This window comes from Clostridium thermosuccinogenes (assembly GCF_002896855.1).
Lineage (GTDB): Bacteria > Bacillota > Clostridia > Acetivibrionales > DSM-5807 > Pseudoclostridium > Pseudoclostridium thermosuccinogenes.
The window spans coordinates 4,446,599-4,470,418 of the sequence record NZ_CP021850.1 but is presented as its reverse complement, the minus strand read 5'-3'; the positions used below and the strand labels follow the sequence as shown (position 1 = coordinate 4,470,418).

The window sequence follows — 23,820 nt, the reverse complement described above, 5'->3', positions numbered from 1 at the left end:
GATTGAGTATGATTAAAGCCCTTATATATCAGGGTTTTTAGCGCACAGGGATGTGAAACCCACTAAACGAAACGAAATTTTTTCGCTTCGCGGAAATAAGTCCATAAGAGCGGTTTTTGATAGTCAAGTGCTCGGGTTAGATGTCAGTGCCCCACGAGTGGTCGAGTTAGATGTCAGTGTTGATGAGTGGTCAGGTTAGATGTTTTTTCGGAGATTTTTGAGGTTGACAGAGTAGGTCGGATGTAAATATTTAGGGAGAAATTTTGTAGATTTAGCGCTATAATCTATTAATGGGGGGGAAGATTATGGGATACCACAGTTATATTTTACTTGGTATTATTATTCTTTTAGTTAGTTTTCTATCTGTATCTAACAGGCAGAAACTGATCAAAATTGTTATGTTAAAAAGAGTGGTAAATATATTCACTATAATTGCCATCGTGTTTATTGCATTTGCAGTTGTGTTGTTTCCTGATTTGGGAAGTACAAAAACCACGGGTGAATATTCTTATACTCATAGCGTGCTGGAACTGACAGATACATCACGCTTGGAAGATTATAAAAGTGATGGCAGCTTTCGCGAATTATCGGTATTGGTCTATTACCCTGACTCGGATGGTATCGAAAATAACACCTGTCCTTTGGTTGTTTTTTCCCACGGCGGCATTTCAACAAAAACAAGCAACCTTTCGCTCTATAAAGAACTTGCAAGCCACGGCTATGTGGTTGTTAGCATCGATCATACATATCATTCGCTCAGTACAGAAGTTGGGGGGAAGAAAATATACATAGATTCAGGGTATATGAAAGAATTAAACACAGAGGACTCCCATTCTGATATAGAAAATTCCTACGCCCTTTTTAAGAAGTGGATGAAACTTCGCACCGAAGATATAAATTTTGTGCTTGATACCTTTATCCAAAACTCCGAAGAAGACGGCAATTCCTTTTATCCATTAATAAATGCGAAAAATATCGGCGTTGCTGGACATTCTCTCGGAGGTTCCGCCGTACTTGGGGTTGCAAGGCAGCGTGATGATATAAAAGCGGTGATCGCTATGGAATCTCCCTATATGTGTGATATAACAGGGGTAGACGGAAATGACTTTATATGGAATACGGATCCGTATTCAAGTGCTGTTATGAATATCTATAGTGACAGTGGTTACCCTTTGATTGAAACAGACAATAAGTATGTTCAAAACAAAAATATGTACCAGAATGAGAATGTAGAAAATTACTATATTAAGGGCAGCAATCATTATACATTGACTGATTTAGTTAGAACATCACCAATTTTATGTGCTATCCTTGGTGGTGGATATAAGAAATCCGGATATGATACTTTAGAGTTTATAAACCAAAAAAGCCTTGTCTTTTTTGATAAATACTTGAAATGATTATTATATAAGGCTGAATAGTATGGATAAGCACTTCCTGCCAATGCAGGGCTGTGATGAAAATTGTAGGCATTGAAAAAGCCGCTTATAAAGGGTATTTTAATAAAGCATGTGGAATGTTTTGGAATAGATTTTTAATCTAAATGGACGATTAACCATGAAAGTATATCGCTGGCAATCAGATAATCCTACAACGATTAAGGATTATAATATAGTTTTTGTATGATATGGAGGGTATGGGAATGAAGGTAATTACAAGGTTGCTATTTAACGTTGGTTGTATTATCAGTAGTATAGTTGGTGTTCTGCATTTTTTTGCGCCGTATTCGTTTAGTTGGTAATCCTATATACCAGATGCACCAATTGAAATTATTCAATCCATCAATTATGTAAATTTCTGCTTTTCACTTTTATTAGCCGGGCTTAGTCTTATATTATTGCTGATGCAAAAGCAGCTGTTTTCAGGTATGAAAGAATTGAAAGTGTTCTATGTATTCTTTGTTCTAGTATGGTTATCAAGGTTTATTGTTCAAATCGTATGGCCTTGGCCGTCAAACTTACAGCTGTGGTTGGTTATTGCCTTTAGCACGGAGTTTGTGTTTGCACTAATTCCTATGATATATTTAATTATAAATGCACCGAAAAAGAATGAACATTAAACTTGGCAGGGATAGAGCAAAGCTATCAGCTGAAGTAACACACAACCATCCCGAAGGTGTAAAGGGAGCATTGGCAGTGACAGACGCAATTATTATAAGCCGTTTCTATGCTGGTGGTTATGGTGATGATATGGGCAATCCCATTAACGAGCGCTTTACCCTCGAGCAATACAAGATACAAATTAAAGGACACATAGAGCGAGAACACGGCTACGACTTGAGTAAGACTCTGGATGGAATCCGCCCGACTTACCAATTCAATGAAAGCTGCCAGGATACTGTGCCGCAGGCTATTATTGCATTCCTTGAAAGTAAAAACTTTGAGGATGCTATCCGAAACGCAATCTCCCTCGGAGGCGATAACGACACGCTTGCAGCAATCACTGGCAGCATTGCAGAGGCCACCTATGGTTTGCCAGATTGAATTAAAGACAAGGCTTTGGGTTATCTTGATGTACCGTTGAGAGATGTCTATAATTGGTGGACAGCATACATAGAGAACAACTAAAATTTTGGGAGTGCAACAGGAAGCATTCTTTATCGATTTGCTTTGGGGCGGCAAGATTAGAACACTTATATTGACCTGTTCCCGCGAACAGATAAAAACCGTTGAACTGTTCCCTCGAACAGAATACCTCCATATAAACTACTATTGACCTATTCCCTCGAACGGACAAAACGAAAAATACATGCCAGACATCAAGGTGAGCCTATCGGGCCATCCTGCACGTAGGAACATATCAGCATTAAAACTGTAACATTTTACACCAAGGGGGTAGTGTACCTATTTGATAGAAGCCGGCCTGGCGTCTGCCTTGCGATTTCCCCCTCCCCACACCCCTCCCCCATTAAATTACCAGCCGAAAAAGAAATATCTTTGTCTTTCGGCAGGTAAGATAAGCAAATCCGTATATTTGCAAAAAGCCGGAACGTGCGACACAATAAAAGTATAAATAACAGAGATGAAAGGAAGGATGATTATGGAGTTGGCATACACAATGCAGGGCGATTATCTAATACCGGATCTGGTGCTGCCGGAGGAAGAGATGCACATCGGCAAATATGGGATGCTGCGCAAGGCATACCTGAAAAATCACAGGAAAGGAACATACGCTAGCCTGATGATGTCGGGAAAATTGAACGGCCACCTGAAAGAAATTGACCGCATATCGAAGGAACGAATAGAGATGATCACGGCGAAGCTTCTGGAGTACAATCCGGCACCGGGCAAAACGATAGACCCAATGGGCTGGGCGGGACATATGAACAACCTGCGTCACTCAGCAGAAGAGTCAGTACTGACGGAGCTGGTTTACAATTAACCCTTTTTCCTACAGTTTAACAGCAAATTGAAGTTATAGAACAGGCGGAGGGCAAAAACTCCGCTTTTTCTATTTCGCAGGAAGAAATCGACATTCCATTTAAGAATGAACTGTCTTGTGTTGTAGCAAGCACTGAATTTTGTCTCCCAAATTCACTTGTTAGGGGCATAGCCCCTAATACCCCAAACAAAACACGTATTAATATTAAAGTTGTCGTTTACGGGGAGCCAACTATCAGTTTCTTATCCCTAAAAATGAAGGCGGACGATACCATATGAAAGATATATATTCAAGATATATATTTAGGAGGTAGCCGCATCGCCGGGCAGGAAGAACGGTAATGGTGGCCACAGCGATATGAGATTTGACAGACCTCCTTGACATTCCATTGAAAAGCAATGAAAAACATACAAAAATTTATAAAAAATTTTCTAAGGGGGGCAATTTTTGCCCAAAAAATCTGCTGATTAATAGAGGGACATTTACTACCCCCTCAAATGCTCTTTGAAAACAAAATAGTTGTTCTATCCGGCACGTTCCCTACATGGCCTGAGAAGGAAAGCCGGATTGCAGGTACGCCAAGACCACCTGACCGCTAATATATCGGATTGATGATGAAGGATTCAATCGTTCAGGTATTAATGGAGGAAAGGTACGAGCGGTAAATGCCAGTGCAATCAGTAAATGCGGGTAGGCATTTATGGGCGATGACCCATGTGGAGGGATAATGATACTTGCGCATAGTCGAGGTTAGGTCCCAGAGTGCGCCCTGGTCGCCGACGGGGAGGTGGAATTCCTATGAGGACGGTCAACCGCTGTCCGCCGGATAAACCCATAATTATATATATTTATAAAAATGTTATGAAAGGAGACGGTGGTATGGCCACTAAACAACAAACTGCAAAAGCTATTGGGCATCTGCCCATGTTGAAAACCGTGGAGCAGATGAGCCGCATATCAGGCATAGGTGAAAACAAGCTGCGGGAACTAATGGACAAAGGCGAAATTGAGTATGTTCAGAATGGTAACCGCCGATTGTTAGCAGATTCCGCAATATGGGACTGGTATGAAAGAAATAAAGTTGCGGTTAATGTGCAGTGGGAGAGAAGGTAAAAGGAATTATGGCGGTAACTCCAAGGCAAGTTAAAAATAAACGCAATGCTGACGGTACTTTAACCGGCAGGTCCGGTACGGTATATGACGTAAACATCAAGTATAAAACGCCTGACGGCTATAAGTCTTATGCCAAAAAAGGCTTTGCGACTAAAAAGGAAGCTTTGCAGCATGAAGCTGAAATGAGAGCAAAGCTAATAAACCCATCCTTTATTGCCACAGCAGCAGCGCAGGCCAAGCAAACTGTACAAAATTATTTGCTGGAATGGGTAGAAAACCATGGTGCCCTGAACCTCAGACCATCTACTTTTGCAGGCTATAAAAGCAATATAAATAATCATATTATACCCTGCATAGGACATGTACAACTGCGTCAGGTGACTCCTGCCATGCTGGATAATATGTTTCAGAAGCTTTTTGAGAAAGGGTTATCCCAAAGCTCCGTAAGATACTGTCAGCGCATTATGAGTGTTGCTCTTGAAGCCGCCCGAAAATACAATTATATAGAGAATAATCCCGCTCATGATGTTATTACCAAGTTTGGAAAGCAGGGAAAAACACCAGAACCATACACTATACAGCAAATGCAGCAGTTAATGGGCAGTATTCTAGGAACTGAATGGGAAATGATAGTTATGCTGGGAGGTATGTATGGCCTGCGCATTAGCGAAATATTAGGACTTCGATGGGATAATGTAAATATGGAAAAGGGAACTTTCAAAGTAGTTGAGCAGTTGCCTTTCAAGTTACCGGCCGGTGCACTCACTCTGCCGGAAGAGCTGCCTCCGGTCAAATCCCATGACAGGGTCTTGCCAATAACTGAAGCAGCAAGGCCATATTTTGAACGCCAGCTTGATTTACAGGCGCGCCAAAAGGAATTATGCCGCCTGTCCGGAACTGTATATTATGATAACCGGCTGGTTATAGCAAAACCAAACGGCGTCCCCTTAAGAAGAGAGACTGTATCATCTGATTTTGGTCAGTTGCTCAGGCGCTTTGAATTGCCACATATCCGTTTTCATGATCTTCGACACACTGCAGCAACAAACATGCATCAGCTTACAGGTGATTTTTACACTGTGGGGCAAATTCTGGGGCGTAGCCTAAAGGGCGTGGGTATGCAGTTGGGGATATCTTCAAACCTTGACAGTGTTACGGCACAATATGTAGATGTAAGACTGGACAGAAAAAGAGTCGTGTTGGATACTTACCATAATACACTACATCCGTATGAAAAGAATGAAGTAAAAAAGAAGGCTCAGAAAAAAAGTCATGATAGAGAGCGGTAATGATATATTTTCCTTCAATTTCTTATTAGTCTTTATTAATATTTATTAGTTTATGGCACCAATTTGTCACCATTTAACAGGAAATGGAATAAATCATGGAATATATTTACTATCAACAAAAATTAAAACCCCTCGCAAACTCAGTGTTTGCAAGGGGTTTGGCGGAGAGAGAGGGATTCGAACCCTCGATACCCTTTTGTGAGTATACACGATTTCCAGTCGTGCGCCTTAGACCAGCTCAGCCATCTCTCCATAAAAATATTCAATTAAACGCTGCACTCGATAATATAATAACAGTATTTGCACACGCTTATACATTGTACATTAGATAAGCCGAGTTGTCAATAATATTTAAATGCCAAATTTGAACAGAGTCCGGCATGAGCATAATAAGAACCGGAGAGCTTATATCCCCGGCTCCTATCGCTTCTATCTGCCCCCGAAATTTCCGGTACCGCTTCTGCCGGCGGCAAATCCGAAATTACCACCAAACCTTCTTTGCTGCTTTTTTACCCTTCTGCATGCGGCGCATCTTTGCGGTTCATTCTGAAAATTCCGCTCTTTGTAGAATTCCTGTTCGCCTTCCGTAAACACGAACTCAGCGTTGCAATCCTTGCAAACCAGTATCTTGTCTGGCATACCAATACCTCCTCGTATATCTGGATTTAATTCACTTCTGACTTTCCTCTCCAAATAACAAGGAGGAACGGTCCGAAATAATTAAATCTATGCAATATATAATTGACCAAAACAGGGTAAATTATTACATGAAAACGAAATTATGCAATAGCCGGTGGCTGTGGATGACAATCGGTATCGCCTAATTTTTGATACGGCAGGCATAATCCATGCTGAAACAATACGGTAGTAAAATGCCATGAGCAGATGGAAAATTAATCATTGGAGCAATTAGAGCATTATTATAAGAAAAATACTCAGAAAGCTATACTCAAAAATAGGCATGCCATTGAGAAAATTTTAGAAGCATGCCATAAAAAATATCGGAGGTATGTTATGAAAGGGATAGAATTGATGAAGGAAGAGCATGGGAACATAAAAAGATTGCTTGGGGTGGTAAGAAAGCTGTGTATAAACATACTGAACGGAGCGGAGGTCGATTATGAAGCTTTTTACGATGCCATTGATTTTATCAGGAATTATGCTGATAAACACCACCATGGCAAGGAGGAAAGCATCCTATTCAAAGAAATGATTGAGAAGCTGGATGAAAAAATAAACCGGGCACCTGTTCAGGGGATGTATGCTGAGCATGATCTGGCCAGGCTTTTTGTGAGCAACCTGGAGGAAGCTTTAAAAAGGGTAAAAGACGGAGACATGGATTCAAGGGTGGATATAATCGCCAATGCCATAGCCTATACTGATCTGCTGAACAGGCATATATACAAAGAGGATAATGCGATATACACTTTCGCCGAGAAGAAGTTAAGCGCCGAATCCCTCAATTACGTGGAGGAGGAATGTGAAAAATTTGAAAAAGCGGCTGCTGATGAAGGTGTACAGCAAAAATATTTAAAAATCCTTGAAAAGCTTGAAGCTAAGGCAAAGTAAAAGGGGCACATGCTGAAAAACAACAGGCCAAGGAGCATCATGGGCTTAATCCTTTTGAAATTATCGCACTTATTAGGTCTGCAGCTCCTTGCTGCCTTAAATTTTAGTAAAAGCTACCAGCTTAAACATAGCAGGATTATATTGGTAGTAGTATAGTTTACATAATTCCTATATAATGTATTTGGATGCATATGCCTGAGATATGCATGAACATTACATAGGGAGGGTATTTTGTGAGCAAGTTTTTCAATGGAAAGTCAGGTTATGCAAAGGTCCTGCTTTCCGGTGTTGTGGTGTCAAGCCTTTTGGCGGTTTCTCAGCCGGCGTGGACAGCCTTTATTAATGATGTTGACAAAAGCTCCAATTATGCAAAAGAAGCCATAATAGCACTGGCAGAACGGGGTATCATATCCGGTGATCAGAACGGCAATTTCAATCCTCATAATATTATTACCCGCTCAGAGATGGTAAAAATACTTGTAAATGTTCTGGGCATTGATACAACAAACGTGCCCTTAAAACCAACTTTCTCCGATGTTCCTTCTACCCATTGGGCTTATAAATATGTTGAAGCTGCTTACCGGGAGGGAATAATAAAGGGATTGCCGGATGGCTCTTTCGGGAGAAACCAGGAGCTTACCAGGGAACAGATGGCGGCTATGCTGGTGCGTTCCATGGGACTGACAGACCATATGCTGAATTACAGCCAGGACTTTGAATCTGTGAATAGCTTTGCCGATCATGGAAAGATAGCCAACTGGGCCAAAGGATCTGTTGATTTTGTGCTTTCTGCCGGATTGATGAAGGGTACCGGTTCCGGTGTTTTTTCAGCAAAGGCAGGGGCAGAGAGGCAGCAGGTCGCCATAGTTGCAAACAGGCTTCTAGAAGGCAAAGAGGAAATACAAAAAAGAGCAGAAGCTATATTTGCCCAGGTAAGAGTGGTTCTTAACGGCGACACTATTGATTTAGGCGATAGAGCCTTTGATGAAGACGGAAAAATATATGTGCCGGTGACATTTTTTGAAAAAATGGGTGCTGAAACGGAAGTCGATGACGGTATGAATACTGCTCGAATAGAGAGACACCTATCCACCGGTACCAAAAAGGGTATAAGCTTCAGCAGGGAAAACAGCAGCGACGGCCTAAAGGTCATAGAGGATGAAGCCTATGTGCCTTTGGAAGTTGCTGTTAAAGCTCTGGGAGCAGACATACAGAGGGAAGGAAACAGCGGCACTGTTTTTATAAGTGATGATGAGACGGTGAAATATCCCAACCTTTATAATGCAATTAACGCTAGTATGGGATTTAAAGGCAGGTTTAGCTCTACCGGTTTAATAACAATGAAAGATGTTATCCCCGACAGTGTGATGGAAATCAGCCTTGATATTGATGGTGCAATTAATGGGGATGATTATCGCGTCGGGTATGAGGCAATTTCCAGAATAGACGGTATACCTGATGCTCCGGAAAAAATCGACGTCATCAAGGTTGGTGAGAAGTTGTATGTAAAAATCGCGGGCATCGAAGAATGGATTGAAACACAAATCGAGGAACTGCAAAATTCAGGTTTGATACCCGTAGCGGATCCTTCGGGTGTTGATAATGGCAGTGGCCTTGTTAAAGGCGATGCATATAATCTTTATACCATTTCCCGGGCCGGGATGGCAAAGGTGGGGAAAGAAGCTGCGGTAAAATATGTACTAACCCTTGACAAGTTAGGGATTAAGGATAAGCTGCCCTCAGCTGACCCGGAAGCTTATTCAAATATTTTAAAAATGCTTGACTCGGGAATGAATATTTCTATGGAGATTTATTTGAACAAAGAAGGCCATATTGTCAGGGAAAGCTTGAATTATGGCATGAAGGTAGTGGAAAACGGAAAAGACACAGATGTTGCGGTAATGTTTGACAAGGTTTACAGCAATATAGGCGAGGATATAAAAATAACAGCACCGGAAATGGTATCGGACCTTACACTGACAGATATTCTGAAAGGTTCCTTCTAAAATAAATGCATGAAAAGCATGTTAGGTGCCGGCAAAGCTGGGGAGAACCGCGGACGATCCTTTGATGGTGTACCGCAAAAAAACTGTGTAAAGCACTGTCGCAGGATTGATAATCAGTGAAATAAAAATAGATGCCTGTGCAAAATTTCAAATCAGAACCGAAGGTGGATTTAACTTTCGGTTCTTTTATCTTGACATAATATATACCGATATTTAATATAAGAGGTATGTGTTGCAGTAGCCTGAATTTATCAGCAGGTTGTATATTTAATATGTTGGGAGATGTCTCAGATGGAAAACAATGCTTATTTGAGGGTTATGTCTTTTAACGTTCTATTGGACTGGAGAAAAGAAGGACCGTATGTATGGCCTAATCGCAGGGATTCCGTCGCAAGCATGATCCGGTTTCACCATGCAGATATCGCAGGACTTCAAGAGCCCCTTAAAAACCAAGTGGAGGATTTGAGCAGCTTGCTGCCTGAATATGCATGGGTTGGCATAGGCCGTGAAGATGGCAAGGAAAAGGGAGAATATGCGGCCATATTCTACAGGAAAGAACGTTTTGAAGCTTTGGACCATGGGACTTTCTGGCTTTCAGAGACACCAGATGTTCCGGGCAGCATGGGTTGGGACGCTGCCTGCGTGCGCTGTGTGACATGGGCGAAGTTCAAGGATAAACAAACAGGAAAGGAGCATTTCCACTTCAATACCCACTTTGATCATGTCGGTATGACTGCGCAGGCGCAAAGTGCTCACTTGCTGCTTGACCGCATAAAAGCTATAGCAAAGGGTATGCCGGTTGTTGTTACAGGAGATTTTAACTGCGATGAAACTTTTGAAGCATATAAAATTCTTACCGGGGCAGGTTCGGATGCTGGAGCTTCCAAACATGAATGCCTTACGGATGCGATGCAGGTTTCAGAGCATGGAAATCACGGTTCTCGTGTGACATTTCACGGATTGGAAGATGAGGTTAATAAAGCTAGAATAGATATGATATTTGTTAAAAATGGCATAAAGGTGCTGCAGCATGGTGTCTTGGACGATAAACCCAAGGGAAGTTATCCGTCGGATCATTCACCTGTTGTTGCCGATATAGTCGTTTGCTAAAATATGTCCTACGAGGTTGTCCTGTTGCCCAGGACGGCCTTTTTTCGTAATCCGGCCGGAAGTCACAGGCTCCGGCAAGTATCACAAGAAAGTACAAGAAATCCAAAGCGAATCATATATTACGAAAAATGCCCACGGTAACATAAAACTGTGATATTTTGATGCTGTGCCGCATCAAGGCGAAAGGCGTTCGGAATCAGGCAATAGGGCGCTGTACAGGAAATAAAAAACCGAAGAAAATCCTGTCGTCTATGGATTTTTAAATAAACATTTAAAACCGGCTTAGGGGTGGTTATGTGAAGATAGGTCTCGGGATAGATACCGGAGGTACATATACCGACGGGGTATTGTACGATTTTGACAGTAAGGAAATACTCAGCTCTGCCAAGGCAATCACTACAAAGGAAGATCTGACTGTGGGAATCAGCAATGTGCTGGACAGCTTCCCAAAGGATATGCTCAGCAAAGTAAAACTTGTATCCCTTTCCACAACCCTCGCTACCAACGCCTGTGTGGAAGGCAAAGGCTGCAGGACCGTTATGGTGATGATAGGCTGCGATCCCGATACGGTAAGGAAGTACGGGCATGAATACGGCCTTCCTGATTACAGGGAGATGATATTCATTGACGGAGGGCATGACTTAAGAGGTGAAATAGTAACAGAACCTGACTGGAACAGGCTTAAAGAAGGGCTTCTGGCCCAGGACAGCAGGGCAGATGCCTATGGTGTAGTGGAGTTATGGGGCATACGCAATCCTGAGTTTGAAAGGAAGGCTGCAGCCTTCATTAAGGAACTGACCGGCAAAAACGTGGTTTGTGCCCATGAGCTTACCATGGAGCTGAATTTCATGAGGAGAACGGCGTCTACACTGCTGAATGCCCAGCTCATACCTATAATTGATGATTTTCTTGCAGCAGTTAAAGCAAGCCTGAAAAGAAGGAATATCACAGCTCCCATGGTAATAGTGCGGGGAGATGGAAGTCTGATGACGGAAGATTTCGCAAAAGAAAAGCCTATAGAGACTCTACTTTCCGGGCCTGCTGCCAGCGTAGCCGGTGGAACGAAGCTGAGCGGCAGGAAAAATTGCATCATCGTCGATATGGGCGGCACCACAAGCGACCTTGCAATGGTGGAAAACTACAGGGTGAAACTGGCTGATGAGGGAGCAGTGGTGGGAAGCTGGAGGACAGGAACAAAGTCAATTGACATCAGAACAATAGGGCTTGGTGGAGACAGTTATATAAGCTTTGATAAAAAGGGCAATATCAGGATAGGGCCTGAAAGGGTTGCTCCGCTTTCATGGCTTGCAGCTCAATTTCCGGGAGTTTTAAAAGATATTGAAGCCATATACGAGAACAAAAAGATCCATACAAGACCTTTATGCCAGTTCTTTTATCTTATAAAAGACACATATGATGAATCGGGTTTTAGCTATGAGGAGAAGAAAATAGCAGGTACGCTAAAAAAAGGACCTCTGAGTATCATGGCATTATGTGACGAGGTGGGGACATCCATTTATGAGCTGAAAACTGAAAGGCTTGAGAAGCTGGGAGTCATTTTAAGAAGTGCTCTTACTCCCACTGATATCATGCATCTGACGGGGGAGTTCACAGGATGGAACCGGCGCGCTGCCCAGATGGGTGCGGCGGTGATGGCATTCCAGCTTAAAATGAGTGTGGACAGGCTCATACAGATGGTAAATGAGAATATCAAGAGGAGCCTCTATTTGAATATAGTAAAAATGCTCCTGGAAAGAGAAGGCATGTATGCGCCCGGTGATGTTATGCCGGAAAAGGCGCTGGATTTGATTATGATGGGATGTGACAGCATTTTGTCCCATAAGGGCAAAGCGCTGCATGGACATGGGGGAAGCGGGTTAAAATGCAGCTTTTCTACCGATTTTGCCCTGGTGGGCATAGGCGCGCCGATTCATGTTTTTCTTCCGGATGTCGCCAGGGCCTTGAATACTGAGTACATAATACCGGATAACGCCGCTGTGGCAAATGCCGCGGGAGCCATTACCGGTGAGGTTGCAGCGGTGGAGTCGGTGACTGTAAGGCCTAAGGACTCAGGATATTTCTGCTATTCATCCCTGCACAGGAAGGAGTTTGCCAGTTATGAGGAAGCTTTAAGCTGGGCCAGGAAGGAAGCTGAGGAAATAGCAATAAAAAGGGCTCAGGAAAGAGGCGGCGTTGACATTTATGTAACCACCGAAGTGCTGGAGGATACAGTGGACCTGCCGATTTTGAATGCAATAGATGAACTTGCCGAGCAGGAAGAGGACAAAAATAGCATCTTTTTGATTGAGACGGTGGTAACGGCCAGGGCTGTAGGGAGTATAAAAGGACTTTAAAGCAGGGTAAAAATCTGATAAATCCGATGATAACAAAGCAGGGATTCGTTCCAACGAATCCCTGTGTTTTGATCCAGCCATAACCAATTTGATGCACTGAGTTCATACCGTGTAAATGGTATATTTATAAAGCATGAGGTTTTTACAAATCTTCACATTCACATGGGATAATTATACCATATTACAGTTTTATTATCAACATAAGATTTATATAATTTGAGAATTATTTATAGTCACCTGAGTCAATAAAGCAAAGGCAGTATAATCGACTAAAAGAGCTGCTTTCAGTGGGCGTAAGGACATCTTTGGTTGCATCGGTATAATGGTGACGTTACCAGGCAGCAAAATGATAAGTTTTTAACGAATCTCCGTGCAAAGTGAGTTTACAAGGTAGGTGGAAAATATAATGGGAATATCCCAAACCACATCAGATGATGAATATAGTTCAGGATATTCCCATTCATATTCATATACCAGAAAATGGTATGGATTACTCAGTAATCTCTCCTGCCTTTTTAAGGGATATCTTGGTGATGACGGGACCGGTCAGCTCATAAATCAAGGTGGCGCAGAGAACTACCGCACGGATTTTTTGTCCGAATCCGGGAAGCTTGTTGGATGCTATCAATGATAGACCTATAGCAACTCCTGCCTGAGGAACAAGGGATAATCCCAGATATTTTTTAACGGCTGCCGGGGCTTTCATAATGGCCGCACCAATGGAGGCGCCTGCTACTTTGCCTATAACACGGACTAGCACATAGATTATGCCTATTAACCCAACCTGTGGCAGGATGGAAACATCAAGTTCCATCCCGGAAACGACAAAGAACATGAGAAATATAGGCGGTGTTACATTGTCGGTAAGTTTGAGTAAGGATTCCCCCGACTTGCTTACGTTAACCAGCATTGCACTCATGCACATGCACAGAAGTAGTGAAGATAGGCCTAACATAGTTGCAATAGCCGAGCCAAGGAATATAAAGCCTGTGGTTATTATCAACCGGTTGGAATCCTTTTTGAAAAAACGCAGCGGTATGGTGAACAGGACGCCCAGCACAAAACCCAGAAGGATGGAGCCGATTATCTCCCAAAATGGAGTAACAACCGACATCACTACTGAAGCTTCACCAGGGTGCTCCATGGCGCTTACAGTAGCCATGGCAAAACCAAAGGCAATGAGGGCTACCGCATCGTCCAGCGCTACAACGCTGAGCAGTGTTTCGGTAACAGGACCTTTGGCTTTATACTGCTTTACTACCATGATAGTAGCTGCAGGTGCTGTAGCAGAAGCAATAGCGCCAAGAAGCAGCGCAATTTTGGCATCAAACCCAAACAGAAACAGCGCTGCGAATACCAGCACAGCAGCTGTCAGCCCCTCAAAAATAGCTATTATGATGGGAGTTACCCCCACTCTTTTCAGGTAGGATAATTTGAATTCCGACCCTATGGAAAAGGCAATAAATGCCAAAGCTATTTCTGAAATCAGATCCAAACCGGTGATTATGTCAATAGGCACCAGCTTAAAACAGTAAGGCCCTATAAGCAGGCCGGCAATCAGGTATCCTGTCACATTGGGAAGCTTGATAAGCTTGACTATGCGGCCGAATATAAGGCCTGAAAACAAAATCAAAGCGAGATAAAACAAAGTTGTCGGTTGCATGCTTTAAAAATCAACTCCTTCAGCTGATAGAACAGGTAAAGTGAACATGACTGCGGTATCTGGTTTCGACATGTCTCCCAAAACCTCACGAATGACCTTTTTTGCTTCTTCAACTTGTTCATCTTTTAATACCATGAAAATGGTCTTGCTTTCCTGCCGGTCCAGATCGACAAGATAGCGCAATGTTCCGAATATCGGGAAATCCTCGTTGCATTTGGCCAATTCCCTTACCATTCCGGTACTGTTTAATATGGTTGCCCCACGGATACCATGCTCCATAAGTTTTTCCAGCAGAGTATCGAGGAGTTCAACTTTGTTTAAGACTATCAATAAAAACTGCAAGGACCATCACTCCTGTCTGATTGGTATAATATAGAAATGAAGTTTTTCGGAGGCTGCCACATGCAAATGTATATGGTAGGCTCCATTATCATAAACCTTATTAAGTATAACTCTAAGTAATTGGAACTGCAACCTATTCCAAACCTTATTTTAACAAACGGCATGTTGAGAAGATAGCCTTAGGGATAAGGGGCTTTGATGGAATGTTCCCCTTACTCCGGGAGGATAAAACAGATGTTATAAGGTTATAAAGGTAATGGGAATGAATTTTGCATAAAAGTTCGACATAAAATGGTTCAAGCCTGTATTGTGCTGGTATATAAAATAATATATAAGTTTAATGCAAGGCTCTAATGAATGGTGAATAGAAAGAAAAATGCATGTCCTAATAGCGAATAAAAAATTATCCTGCAATTCCGGATAGAGTTAAATTAATCCGATTGACAAATATTTTTGGTGTAATAAAATAAGTGAGTAAACACTTGGATACTAACTTACACCTGAAGGTCGGCAGGATGGCCTAAGGGAAAAGAAGTTTTGGATAAGGATGCTGCCCATGCTGCCGGGGATAAAGCCGATGTTATAAGGGACGGCATCAGGATTTGCAAATGATTAAAAGAAATAATTAAAAAGAAAAGCTTTATTGTTGCAGGGTGTATTTTATGCCCTGCCCCAATTTATTTCCGGAGGAGAAGGCTCCACTGAGGCATAGCTGTGCCGGAGCCGATATTTTTATTAAATGTAAGTAGGGTCTTCAAATTTAAATGTAAAGAGGGTCTGCAAATGGTATCAGATAAGGACTTATACAAACGCTTGTTTACTCTGGCTCTTCCTATTGCTCTGCAGAATATAATTTCCTATGCCGTGGGTCTGGCGGATAATGTTATGGTTGGATCCCTGGGGGAAATGTCCATTTCGGGGGTTTACCTCTGCAATCAGATACAGGTTATGCTGCAGATGTTGGTTGCCGGATTTGGTGCGGCTATGGTGGTTTTAGGAGCGCAATACTGGGGTAAGGGCGACAGCAAAAGTGTGAAAACTTTAGTAGGTATCGCTTTGAAAATCGTTTCGGTTTTTGCCGTTACCCTTTGGGTATTGGTGTTCTTTTTCCCGGAGCAGGTGCTGGGTTTGTTTACGGAAGACCGGCAGGTGATAGCGGAAGCAGTTAAGTACGCAAAGATTATTTGCTTCACATACATATTCTTTTGCATAAGCAATGTGCTGGTCGCATCCTTAAGGTGCATCGGAACGGTAAGGATAGGATTATATCTTTCGATAGTATCCTTTATAGTGAATGTGTTCCTCAACTGGGTTCTCATTTTTGGAAACTTGGGAGCTCCGGCGCTGGGAGTACGAGGCGCTGCAATTGCCACGCTGGCTTCGAGGATCGCCGAATTTGTGATAGTAGTGGTATATATGAGATTTGTGGACAATAAGCTAAAGATGCGCCTGATAGATTTGTATCACAATAACATGACTTTGCTCAAGGATTTCTTCCGGTATGGCTTCCCGGTAATTTTGGGAGACATCCTGTGGGGATTAAATCTGTCCGTCCAGGGAGCCATAGTGGGCAGGCTGGGGGCAGCTTCCATAGCTGCTGTGAGCATAGCCAACAATGTGTTTTCCATGATAAGCGTAGGCGTCTACGGAACTGCCAATGCTTCCGCGGTGATAATCGGAAACACCGTGGGTGAAGGAGACTTAGACAAGATAAAACGCTATACGAAGAAGCTCCAGTTTGTATTCCTTGGAGTAGGCATATGCACCGGAATGCTGATGTTCATTTTGAAGGATTACATACTTCTGCTGTATGATCTTACGGATGAAACCTTACAAATAGCGCGGGCGCTGATGACTGTGTTGTCGGTAACAGTGGTGGGAACCGCTTACCAGATGTCGTCTCTTACGGGCATTGTCAGGGCAGGAGGCTCGACCCATTTTGTACTGATAAATGATGCCATTTTTGTCTGGCTGGTGGTTATTCCCCTCTCCCTTATCATGGCGTTTGTGGTAGGAGCGCCTACATGGGTGGTATACCTGTGCCTGAAGATCGACCAGATTTTAAAGTGCGCCGTAGCAGTGGTAAAGGTTAACCGCTTCGATTGGATCAAAAAGCTCACAAAAGAGTTTAAAACCGCAGAGGCATAGCATTAAACCTCCCATAAACTTATTTCTATATGTTTGTGGGAGGTTGTGTTATTTCTGTGACCGTAAAATAAATATCAATGCCAGCAAACTTTTATTAGAGGTTTTATTATTCCTTGTTTTAGGCTGAATCTCTTCGGCTGATTTCTAATTCCTTACACCTTAAGATTATAACGGCAATTATCCCGAAGGCTCCTTATACAGCTTTCATCTTTTGCAATTTATTATTTATCATTATTTTGGACTGACTGAATTAACCTGATCTATGTTATCATTCCATGTTTTCTTTATGCATGCCGAACCTTTTGCTTAAATCTTGCATCTTTATATGCGGAAGCGCTTCCAATTCAAATAGTGCGGAGGTGATGCAGTTGAATGCGGACGAATGCCGGCAAGCTGTTGAAAAAAGTAAATATGGTGATTTGGACAGCTTTGGAAAGCTGGTTCAATATTACTATCCTGTGCTTCATCGTTATGTAGCATGCAGAGTGGGAGATGCCGCCGAAGTGGATGATGTGCTGCAGGAAATCTTACTCCTTGCATGGTTGAACATCAATAAGCTTCGGAACACAAATGCCTTTAAAGTATGGTTAATGTGTATTGCAAATAATTGCTGCAACAAATGGTACATATCAAAGGCTCTGTTTGATGTTCCGGCGGAGGATGATGCTTTGACTTCCCTTGAGTGCTTAAGGGTATTGGATAGGTGGGAAGATAGTCCTCGAATTCTGGTCGAGAATTACATGTCCAGAGAGGGACGCTCAATCCTTTTCCGCAGATACAGTCATCCTGTATGGAAGCTTGAAAGGTACGGACAGCGCTGGGATGAAAAGCTGCCGAATGCCAATCGCATTTCCATTAATGGTGAGGAATATATTCACTGGTATGATTGCCTTTCGGATATAGCATTTTAAAGATCCTATTGTTGACATAAAAGCATACGGGAAATGATTATTCAGATTCACAGAAAAAAGAACCGAATAAGGCATACTGCTTGTATATTAATTTAACCTGTCGTACCAGTGCCTTAACTGCGATGTGATACAAAATCGGAACAACATCATCCATTTCAATTAGCTGAATTAAAACCAATATTTTTTTGTATTACTTTGTAATAGTACCACTAGCACAACGAGCTAATTTAGTTTGATGGGCTGTCTTAGAACAAGATATATATTTTGGGCAGCGCCTTTTTCTGCTTCACATTTGATGCTCTATAATACGGTGCAGCCTTTAGACTGCACCGTTTCCTAAGAAAACTTATATTTTTAAGGAGATTTTTCTTTCATGACCATAAGTAAATTAACTTACCCACATATTCTTTCATTGTGGAACTCACATTAAGAAGGTGCATATTTGTCCATTTCTGTCCTGACATCAGACATTGTCATATTGCACGAACGCTTGTTCCTGACAAAGCATAATGATATAATTGACATGCCGGTGCTTATAGATGTAATATTGCTGAACAGATACAAGCATTAAAATTTATACAGAATTGGTTTGAATTCGGCTGATTGTAAAGAATGGCTGCTTTTTGAGCTGAAATAAATTTTTGCACAGGTAGGGATTATGGAAAACAACGAGATCAGAATATCAATAAGAAACCTGGTGGAATTTGTGCTTAGGTCAGGAGACTTAGACAGCCGGTTTGTAGGTACCAACAGAATGCTGGAAGGTACAAAAGCCCATCAAAAAATCCAAAGGGAAGGCGGCGCTGCATATAATGCAGAGGTGTGCCTTTCCTATGGCGTGGAGTTTGATGGGTTTGCCATAATCCTTGAAGGCCGTGCCGATGGAATTATCACTGAAGAGGATGGCATTGTCATTGACGAGATAAAAACCACCACAAGACCCCTTGAGACCATAGACGAAGACTATAATTTGCTGCACTGGGCCCAGGCCAAGTGCTATGCGTATATTTACGCCGTTTTGAATAATATTGAAAGCCTGAATGTTCAGCTGACATACTGCCGGATTGACACCGAAGAAAGGAAGAGCATCCGGAGGGCTTTCAGCATTGAAGAGCTGAAGGATTTTTTCTATGATCTGGTGGGAAAATATGCCGTTTGGGCAAGACTGACAAGGGACTGGAGCAGGGAAAGGGACACTTCGGTCAGGGAACTGGCATTTCCCTTTGACTCCTATAGGAAGGGACAGAGGGAGCTGGCAGTTGCCGCATACAAGACGATTGAGGAAGGCAAAAAGCTTTTTGCGCAGGCTCCTACAGGCATCGGAAAAACCATTTCCACCCTGTTTCCTGCGGTTAAGGCTATGGGCGAAGAGCATATCTCAAAAATATTCTATCTTACTGCAAAGACCATCACTCGTCAGGTGGCTGAAGAGGCATTTTCAAGGATGAGGAGCCGGGGGCTTAAATTTCGGACCATAACCCTCACAGCCAAAGATAAGATATGTTTCAGTAAAGGAGCCGGCTGCAATCCGGAGCAGTGCCAATATGCAAGGGGCCATTTTGACAGGGTGAATGATGCCATATTTGATATATTGAGCCGGGAAGAGGAGCTGACCAGGGAAAAGATTGAAGAGTATTCGGAGAAGCACAGAATATGCCCTTTTGAATATGCCCTGGACCTGACCCTCTGGGCTGACTGCGTTATATGCGATTATAATTATGTGTTTGACCCCAGGGTTTATTTGCGAAGGTTCTTTTTGAACAATAAAGGGGACTATGCTTTTCTAATAGATGAGGCTCACAATCTGGTGGACAGAGCAAGGGAAATGTTTTCGGCTGAGCTTTATAAGTCTTCCTTCCTGGAATTGAAAAAGATTATGAAATCAAGGCAGTCAAAAGTAGCAAAGCTGCTGTCGGACATTAATAAATACATGATCAGCTTGCGTAAAGAGTGCGGCGAGCAGGGATTTCTTGTGAAACAGGAGGAGTTAAAAGACTTATACAAGCTGCTAAAGGAACTCATTAAGGAATCGGAGGATTGGCTTTCAAAGAATCATGGCTCGGAAGGATTTGAGCAGATGCTGGAGCTTTATTTCGATTCCATAGCTTTCATCAGGATTTCTGAGTTTTATGACGAGAGGTATGTTACCTTAATAGAAACTAAAAAAAGCGAAGTAAAGGTAAAGCTGTTCTGCGTGGATCCGTCCCATCTGTTAAGGGAGTCGGCAAAGCGGGGAAAAGCTGCGGTTTTTTTCTCTGCCACCCTTACTCCGATAAGTTATTTCCAGTATATTCTGGGAGGGGGCAGCGACGACTATTCAATGATTCTGCCATCTCCCTTCATACGGGACAATCTTTGCCTTTTGATTGCCGACAGCATATCGACCAAATTCAAAAACCGGGAGAGCAGTTATGATAGGATTGTTGAAATGATAAAGTCGGCAGTGGAACAAAAGCCGGGGAATTATATCGTATATTTCCCTTCATACAAATATCTGAACGAAGTTTATACCAGGTTTGCGGCACGATGCCCCGATGTTGCCACTCTTGTCCAGAATAGCTCAATGTCGGAGGAAGAGCGGGAAACTTTTCTGGCGGAGTTTAAACCGGGCGGAGAAAAGACCTTGATTGGTTTTGCCGTTTTGGGCGGCATTTTTTCGGAAGGTGTTGACTTGAAGGGAGACAGGCTTATTGGTGCCGTAATTGTGGGTGTTGGACTTCCCCAGATCAGTACCGAGCAGGATATCATCATGGATTATTTTCAGGCTCAAAATTCCATGGGCTATGAGTACGCCTATATGTTTCCGGGAATGAACAAAGTGCTTCAGGCTGCCGGCCGGGTCATCCGTTCGGAAAAGGACAGGGGCATGGTTCTTTTAATTGACGAAAGATTCTCTCACAGAAACTACAGAGACTTGTTCCCGGAGCACTGGTGCCATGGTTTGAGGATTAAGAAGGCCGATGATTTGGCAAAAAAGCTGCAAAGCTTCTGGTGAAAGGATAGAACACCAATCATGCCTGAAAAAGCCCAGCCGGCTACCATCCGGGATTGAAGAGGGCTGCAGTAATTAAAGTTCCCGGTATGGCAATGACGGGCTGATAGCGTTTTGCTGTACTGTACTTGATTTCAGGCTTGTCCAATATGCCAAGAGCACTGTTAAGAAACCCCCGTATTTGAAAAACACTTTATTTTTTTAAGAAAACCGGCGGAATTCTTTCTTTTTTTAAGCGTGAGGCTTTGGTTTTTAAATTTTATTTCTCATTTGACCTTTCCTATTTATATAGAAATTTTCGTGTGCTATTTTCATTTATGGAGATTATCATCAAATAATAGTGAGGAATAGGACATGAGAACCAGAGTAGAAAGTGATTCCATCGGTAGTCTGGAAGTGCCTTTCGATGCCTATTATGGCGTCCAGAGTCTCAGGGCGAAGCAAAACTTCCCTATCACAGGAAGAACTATAAATGATACATTTATCGTCAGCCTGGCGCAAATTAAAAAGGCTGCTGCAATTACCAACAGAGATGCAGGGCTTATGGACAAACCCGTTGCAAGGGCGATTATCGATGCTTGTGATGAAATAATTGCCGGCCGATGGCATGATCAGTTCATTGTAGACCCGATTCAGGGCGGCGCAGGAACCTCCACCAACATGAATGCCAATGAGGTGATTGCCAACCGGGCCATTGAAATACTGGGGGGAGAAAAAGGGGATTATTCACTGGTACATCCCAATGACCATGTAAACATGTCCCAATCCACCAATGATGTGTTTCCGACGGCCGGTAAGCTTACCGTGCTGTCAATGCTGCCCGAAACGATTGCCCAGCTGGAAAGGCTGTGCGAGGCTTTAAAAAGCAAGGCTGTGGAGTTTAGACACATAGTAAAAATAGGACGTACACAGCTGCAGGATGCTGTTCCCATGCGGCTTGGACAATCCTTTCATGCCTATGCGTCGATGGTAGCGAGGGAGATCAACCGGCTTAAAAAGGCTTCGAAGGAGATGCAGACCATCAACATGGGGGGAACAGCAATAGGCACTTCCATCAATGCTCACCCGGACTATGTTGCCAATATTGTCGACAATCTGTCAAAGGTGACCGGATTTGATTTGAAATCGGCCGAGGATCTGATTGATGCCACTCAAAACCTGGATTGCTTTGTAGCTGTGTCAGGAGCGTTGAAGAGCTGTGCTGTCAGCCTTTCAAAAATCGCCAATGATTTGCGCCTTCTTTCCAGCGGCCCGAAAGCCGGAATCGGAGAAATAAACCTGCCTGCCAAGCAAAATGGATCTTCCATCATGCCGGGAAAGGTTAACCCGGTTATTCCTGAAGTGGTCTCCCAGGTCGCATTCAATATAATCGGAAACGATATGGCCATTACGATGGCGGCAGAAGCCGGACAAATGGAGCTTAACGCTTTTGAACCCGTCCTCTTTTACAACCTTTTCGAATCCATTACCACTCTGGGAAATGCAGCCAGAACCTTTGTCGATAACTGCGTCCTGGGAATCACGGCAAACGAAGAGCGTTGCCGTGAGCTGCTGGAGAAAAGCGTTGGCATCGCAACGGCTCTCTGTCCGTATATAGGATATAAAAAGGCTGCAGAAATTGCAAAACTGGCTTTAAAAACCGGAGAACATGTGGAAGATATCGTTGTGGAAACAGGATTGATGAAAAGGGAGGAGCTGCAAAACATTCTGGACCCTGTGGCTATGACGTAAAATAAGATCCTCATCTTTGGATATGAATATCTTAAGACATATTAATTGCGCAATATGTATCGAAAACCTGAATGCCATTCAAGAGCAAAAGATTGTTGATGAGATTCCGATTGCTTTAGGTTCTGAGACGGCATGTATGGCAGGATATTTACATGACCGGTTTTTTATAAATAAATGGGCATCGAACTATAGAAGCAAAAAGAAAATTTATAGCGTGGAGACGGAAAAAGCACGAATGAATTACGGTAGAGATTTAGCAGGCAAAGCCGGATCTTTACCGTATTTATTTGGATTGCGCTGCGGACAAAAATATGTTATTCTGACATGCGAGAAGTCTGGTTTTATGATACATGGATTATTACATCATAAATAAAGGTTTTATATATTAAAATTTCTGACATATACCGGGATGGGATATAATATGAAGAATTTTATGCTGGAATGCTGTGTGGATTCAGTAGAGTCAGCAGTGGCAGCCCAAAAGGGCGGAGCTGATCGTCTGGAATTATGTAGCGATCTGATTATAGGCGGTACTACGCCGGGTATAAATTTGTTCTTAGCTGTTCGTCAAAAGGTTTCCATTAAAATACATGTGCTCATACGGCCTCGTTTTGGGGATTTTTGCTATACCGATGAGGAATTTTCCATAATGAAAAAGGATGTGGAAATGTTCAGGAGAAACGGAGCCGACGGGGTGGTAATCGGAGTTCTCAAAAGGGACGGTAGCCTGGATGTCGGCAGGATGAAAGAACTGGTGTCTGCTGCAGGAGATATGAGCATTACTCTGCATCGGGCTTTCGACGTTTGCAGGGATGCGTTTCAGACGCTGGAAGAAGCGAAGGCTTTAGGCATAAGGACTATTTTAACCTCCGGGCAAAAGAATAACTGCTTGGATGGAAAGGATCTGATCCGGCAGCTTGTCGAAAAAGCCGGAGATGAGATCGATATTATGGTCGGAGGCGGAGTACGGTATACGAATATAAAAGAGCTGGCTAAGGCGACGAATGCAAAGTCTTTTCACATGTCGGGCAAGGTGGAGGTGGATAGTGCCATGATATACAGAAATAAGGATGTAAACATGGGACTGCCGATGCTGAGCGAATATACAATTTTTCGCACCGATGAGAAGGAGGTCGCCAAGGTAAGGGATATTTTATGCAGCTATGAGCCCTGACAACCTTTCCATATTTAAATGCAAAAACCGGACACTG

19 protein-coding genes and 1 tRNA gene are annotated in these 23,820 nt (G+C 42.8%); 16 read left to right on the top strand and 4 right to left on the bottom strand.

Annotation, left to right across the window (positions count from 1 at the left end; genetic code table 11):
* The first annotated feature begins 305 nt into the window (after positions 1-305).
* From CDO33_RS19520 to CDO33_RS19500, 5 genes are all read left to right on the top strand, one after another.
* On the top strand, positions 306-1,400 hold the full coding sequence (locus CDO33_RS19520; protein WP_161496441.1) for an alpha/beta hydrolase family protein: 1,095 nt from the start codon (positions 306-308) through the stop codon (positions 1,398-1,400).
* Positions 1,401-2,048: 648 nt separating this feature from the next.
* Positions 2,049-2,483: an ADP-ribosylglycohydrolase family protein gene (locus CDO33_RS19515; protein ID WP_242974014.1), complete on the top strand. Its 435-nt coding sequence runs from the start codon at positions 2,049-2,051 to the stop codon at positions 2,481-2,483.
* Between the two features lie 556 nt (positions 2,484-3,039).
* Positions 3,040-3,381: a TnpV protein gene (locus tag CDO33_RS19510; RefSeq protein ID WP_242973464.1), complete on the top strand. Its 342-nt coding sequence runs from the start codon at positions 3,040-3,042 to the stop codon at positions 3,379-3,381.
* Positions 3,382-4,179: 798 nt separating this feature from the next.
* A complete protein-coding gene (locus tag CDO33_RS19505) occupies positions 4,180-4,494 on the top strand; it encodes a helix-turn-helix domain-containing protein (protein WP_242973853.1) in 315 nt (104 codons plus the stop codon).
* The gene (locus CDO33_RS19500; RefSeq protein WP_242974827.1) at positions 4,479-5,783 is read left to right on the top strand and encodes a site-specific integrase; all 1,305 of its coding nucleotides are present in this window, start codon (positions 4,479-4,481) and stop codon (positions 5,781-5,783) included. Before CDO33_RS19505 ends, CDO33_RS19500 begins: the two co-directional genes overlap by 16 nt.
* Positions 5,784-5,942: 159 nt before the next feature.
* On the opposite strand, the gene CDO33_RS19495 is transcribed toward CDO33_RS19500, so the two are convergent.
* Both CDO33_RS19495 and CDO33_RS19490 read right to left on the bottom strand, forming a co-directional pair.
* Positions 5,943-6,035, bottom strand: a tRNA-Ser gene (locus CDO33_RS19495).
* A gap of 177 nt (positions 6,036-6,212) precedes the next feature.
* Positions 6,213-6,422 carry a zinc-ribbon domain-containing protein gene (locus tag CDO33_RS19490; RefSeq protein WP_103080418.1) on the bottom strand — a complete coding sequence of 70 codons (210 nt, stop codon included), beginning with the start codon at positions 6,420-6,422 and terminating at the stop codon, positions 6,213-6,215.
* 375 nt (positions 6,423-6,797) lie between these two features.
* Here CDO33_RS19490 and CDO33_RS19485 point away from each other — a divergent pair, with 375 nt between their 5' ends.
* The 4 genes from CDO33_RS19485 (at position 6,798) to CDO33_RS19470 (ending at position 12,822) form a co-directional block, all read left to right on the top strand.
* The gene (locus CDO33_RS19485; protein ID WP_103080419.1) at positions 6,798-7,352 is read left to right on the top strand and encodes a hemerythrin domain-containing protein; all 555 of its coding nucleotides are present in this window, start codon (positions 6,798-6,800) and stop codon (positions 7,350-7,352) included.
* Between the two features lie 233 nt (positions 7,353-7,585).
* Positions 7,586-9,358: an S-layer homology domain-containing protein gene (locus CDO33_RS19480; RefSeq protein ID WP_103080420.1), complete on the top strand. Its 1,773-nt coding sequence runs from the start codon at positions 7,586-7,588 to the stop codon at positions 9,356-9,358.
* Between the two features lie 291 nt (positions 9,359-9,649).
* Entirely contained in the window at positions 9,650-10,468 is an 819-nt protein-coding gene (locus tag CDO33_RS19475; protein WP_202849476.1) for an endonuclease/exonuclease/phosphatase family protein, read from the top strand.
* 296 nt (positions 10,469-10,764) lie between these two features.
* A complete protein-coding gene (locus CDO33_RS19470; RefSeq protein WP_103080422.1) occupies positions 10,765-12,822 on the top strand; it encodes a hydantoinase/oxoprolinase family protein in 2,058 nt (685 codons plus the stop codon).
* Between the two features lie 490 nt (positions 12,823-13,312).
* Here the strand turns inward: CDO33_RS19470 and CDO33_RS19465 are convergent, their stop codons facing one another.
* The gene (locus CDO33_RS19465) at positions 13,313-14,485 is read right to left on the bottom strand and encodes a cation:proton antiporter (RefSeq protein ID WP_103080423.1); all 1,173 of its coding nucleotides are present in this window, start codon (positions 14,483-14,485) and stop codon (positions 13,313-13,315) included.
* A gap of 3 nt (positions 14,486-14,488) precedes the next feature.
* Complete coding sequence (locus tag CDO33_RS19460) at positions 14,489-14,827, bottom strand: hypothetical protein (RefSeq protein ID WP_103080424.1); 339 nt, start codon at positions 14,825-14,827, stop codon at positions 14,489-14,491.
* 783 nt (positions 14,828-15,610) lie between these two features.
* Here CDO33_RS19460 and CDO33_RS19455 point away from each other — a divergent pair.
* The 7 genes from CDO33_RS19455 (at position 15,611) to CDO33_RS19430 (ending at position 23,783) form a co-directional block, all read left to right on the top strand.
* Complete coding sequence (locus CDO33_RS19455; protein ID WP_103080425.1) at positions 15,611-16,975, top strand: MATE family efflux transporter; 1,365 nt, start codon at positions 15,611-15,613, stop codon at positions 16,973-16,975.
* 368 nt (positions 16,976-17,343) lie between these two features.
* Positions 17,344-17,886: an RNA polymerase sigma factor gene (locus CDO33_RS19450; protein WP_161496442.1), complete on the top strand. Its 543-nt coding sequence runs from the start codon at positions 17,344-17,346 to the stop codon at positions 17,884-17,886.
* A gap of 442 nt (positions 17,887-18,328) precedes the next feature.
* On the top strand, positions 18,329-18,457 hold the full coding sequence (locus CDO33_RS21550; protein ID WP_274540078.1) for a hypothetical protein: 129 nt from the start codon (positions 18,329-18,331) through the stop codon (positions 18,455-18,457).
* An 87-nt stretch (positions 18,458-18,544) separates the two neighbouring features.
* Complete coding sequence (locus tag CDO33_RS19445; RefSeq protein ID WP_103080427.1) at positions 18,545-20,881, top strand: ATP-dependent DNA helicase; 2,337 nt, start codon at positions 18,545-18,547, stop codon at positions 20,879-20,881.
* Positions 20,882-21,232: 351 nt separating this feature from the next.
* A complete protein-coding gene (locus tag CDO33_RS19440; protein WP_103080428.1) occupies positions 21,233-22,609 on the top strand; it encodes an aspartate ammonia-lyase in 1,377 nt (458 codons plus the stop codon).
* Between the two features lie 22 nt (positions 22,610-22,631).
* Entirely contained in the window at positions 22,632-22,982 is a 351-nt protein-coding gene (locus CDO33_RS19435; protein ID WP_151898667.1) for a hypothetical protein, read from the top strand.
* A gap of 48 nt (positions 22,983-23,030) precedes the next feature.
* Positions 23,031-23,783, top strand: a complete 753-nt coding sequence (locus CDO33_RS19430; protein ID WP_103080430.1) for a copper homeostasis protein CutC — start codon at positions 23,031-23,033, stop codon at positions 23,781-23,783.
* Positions 23,784-23,820 lie beyond the last annotated feature (37 nt).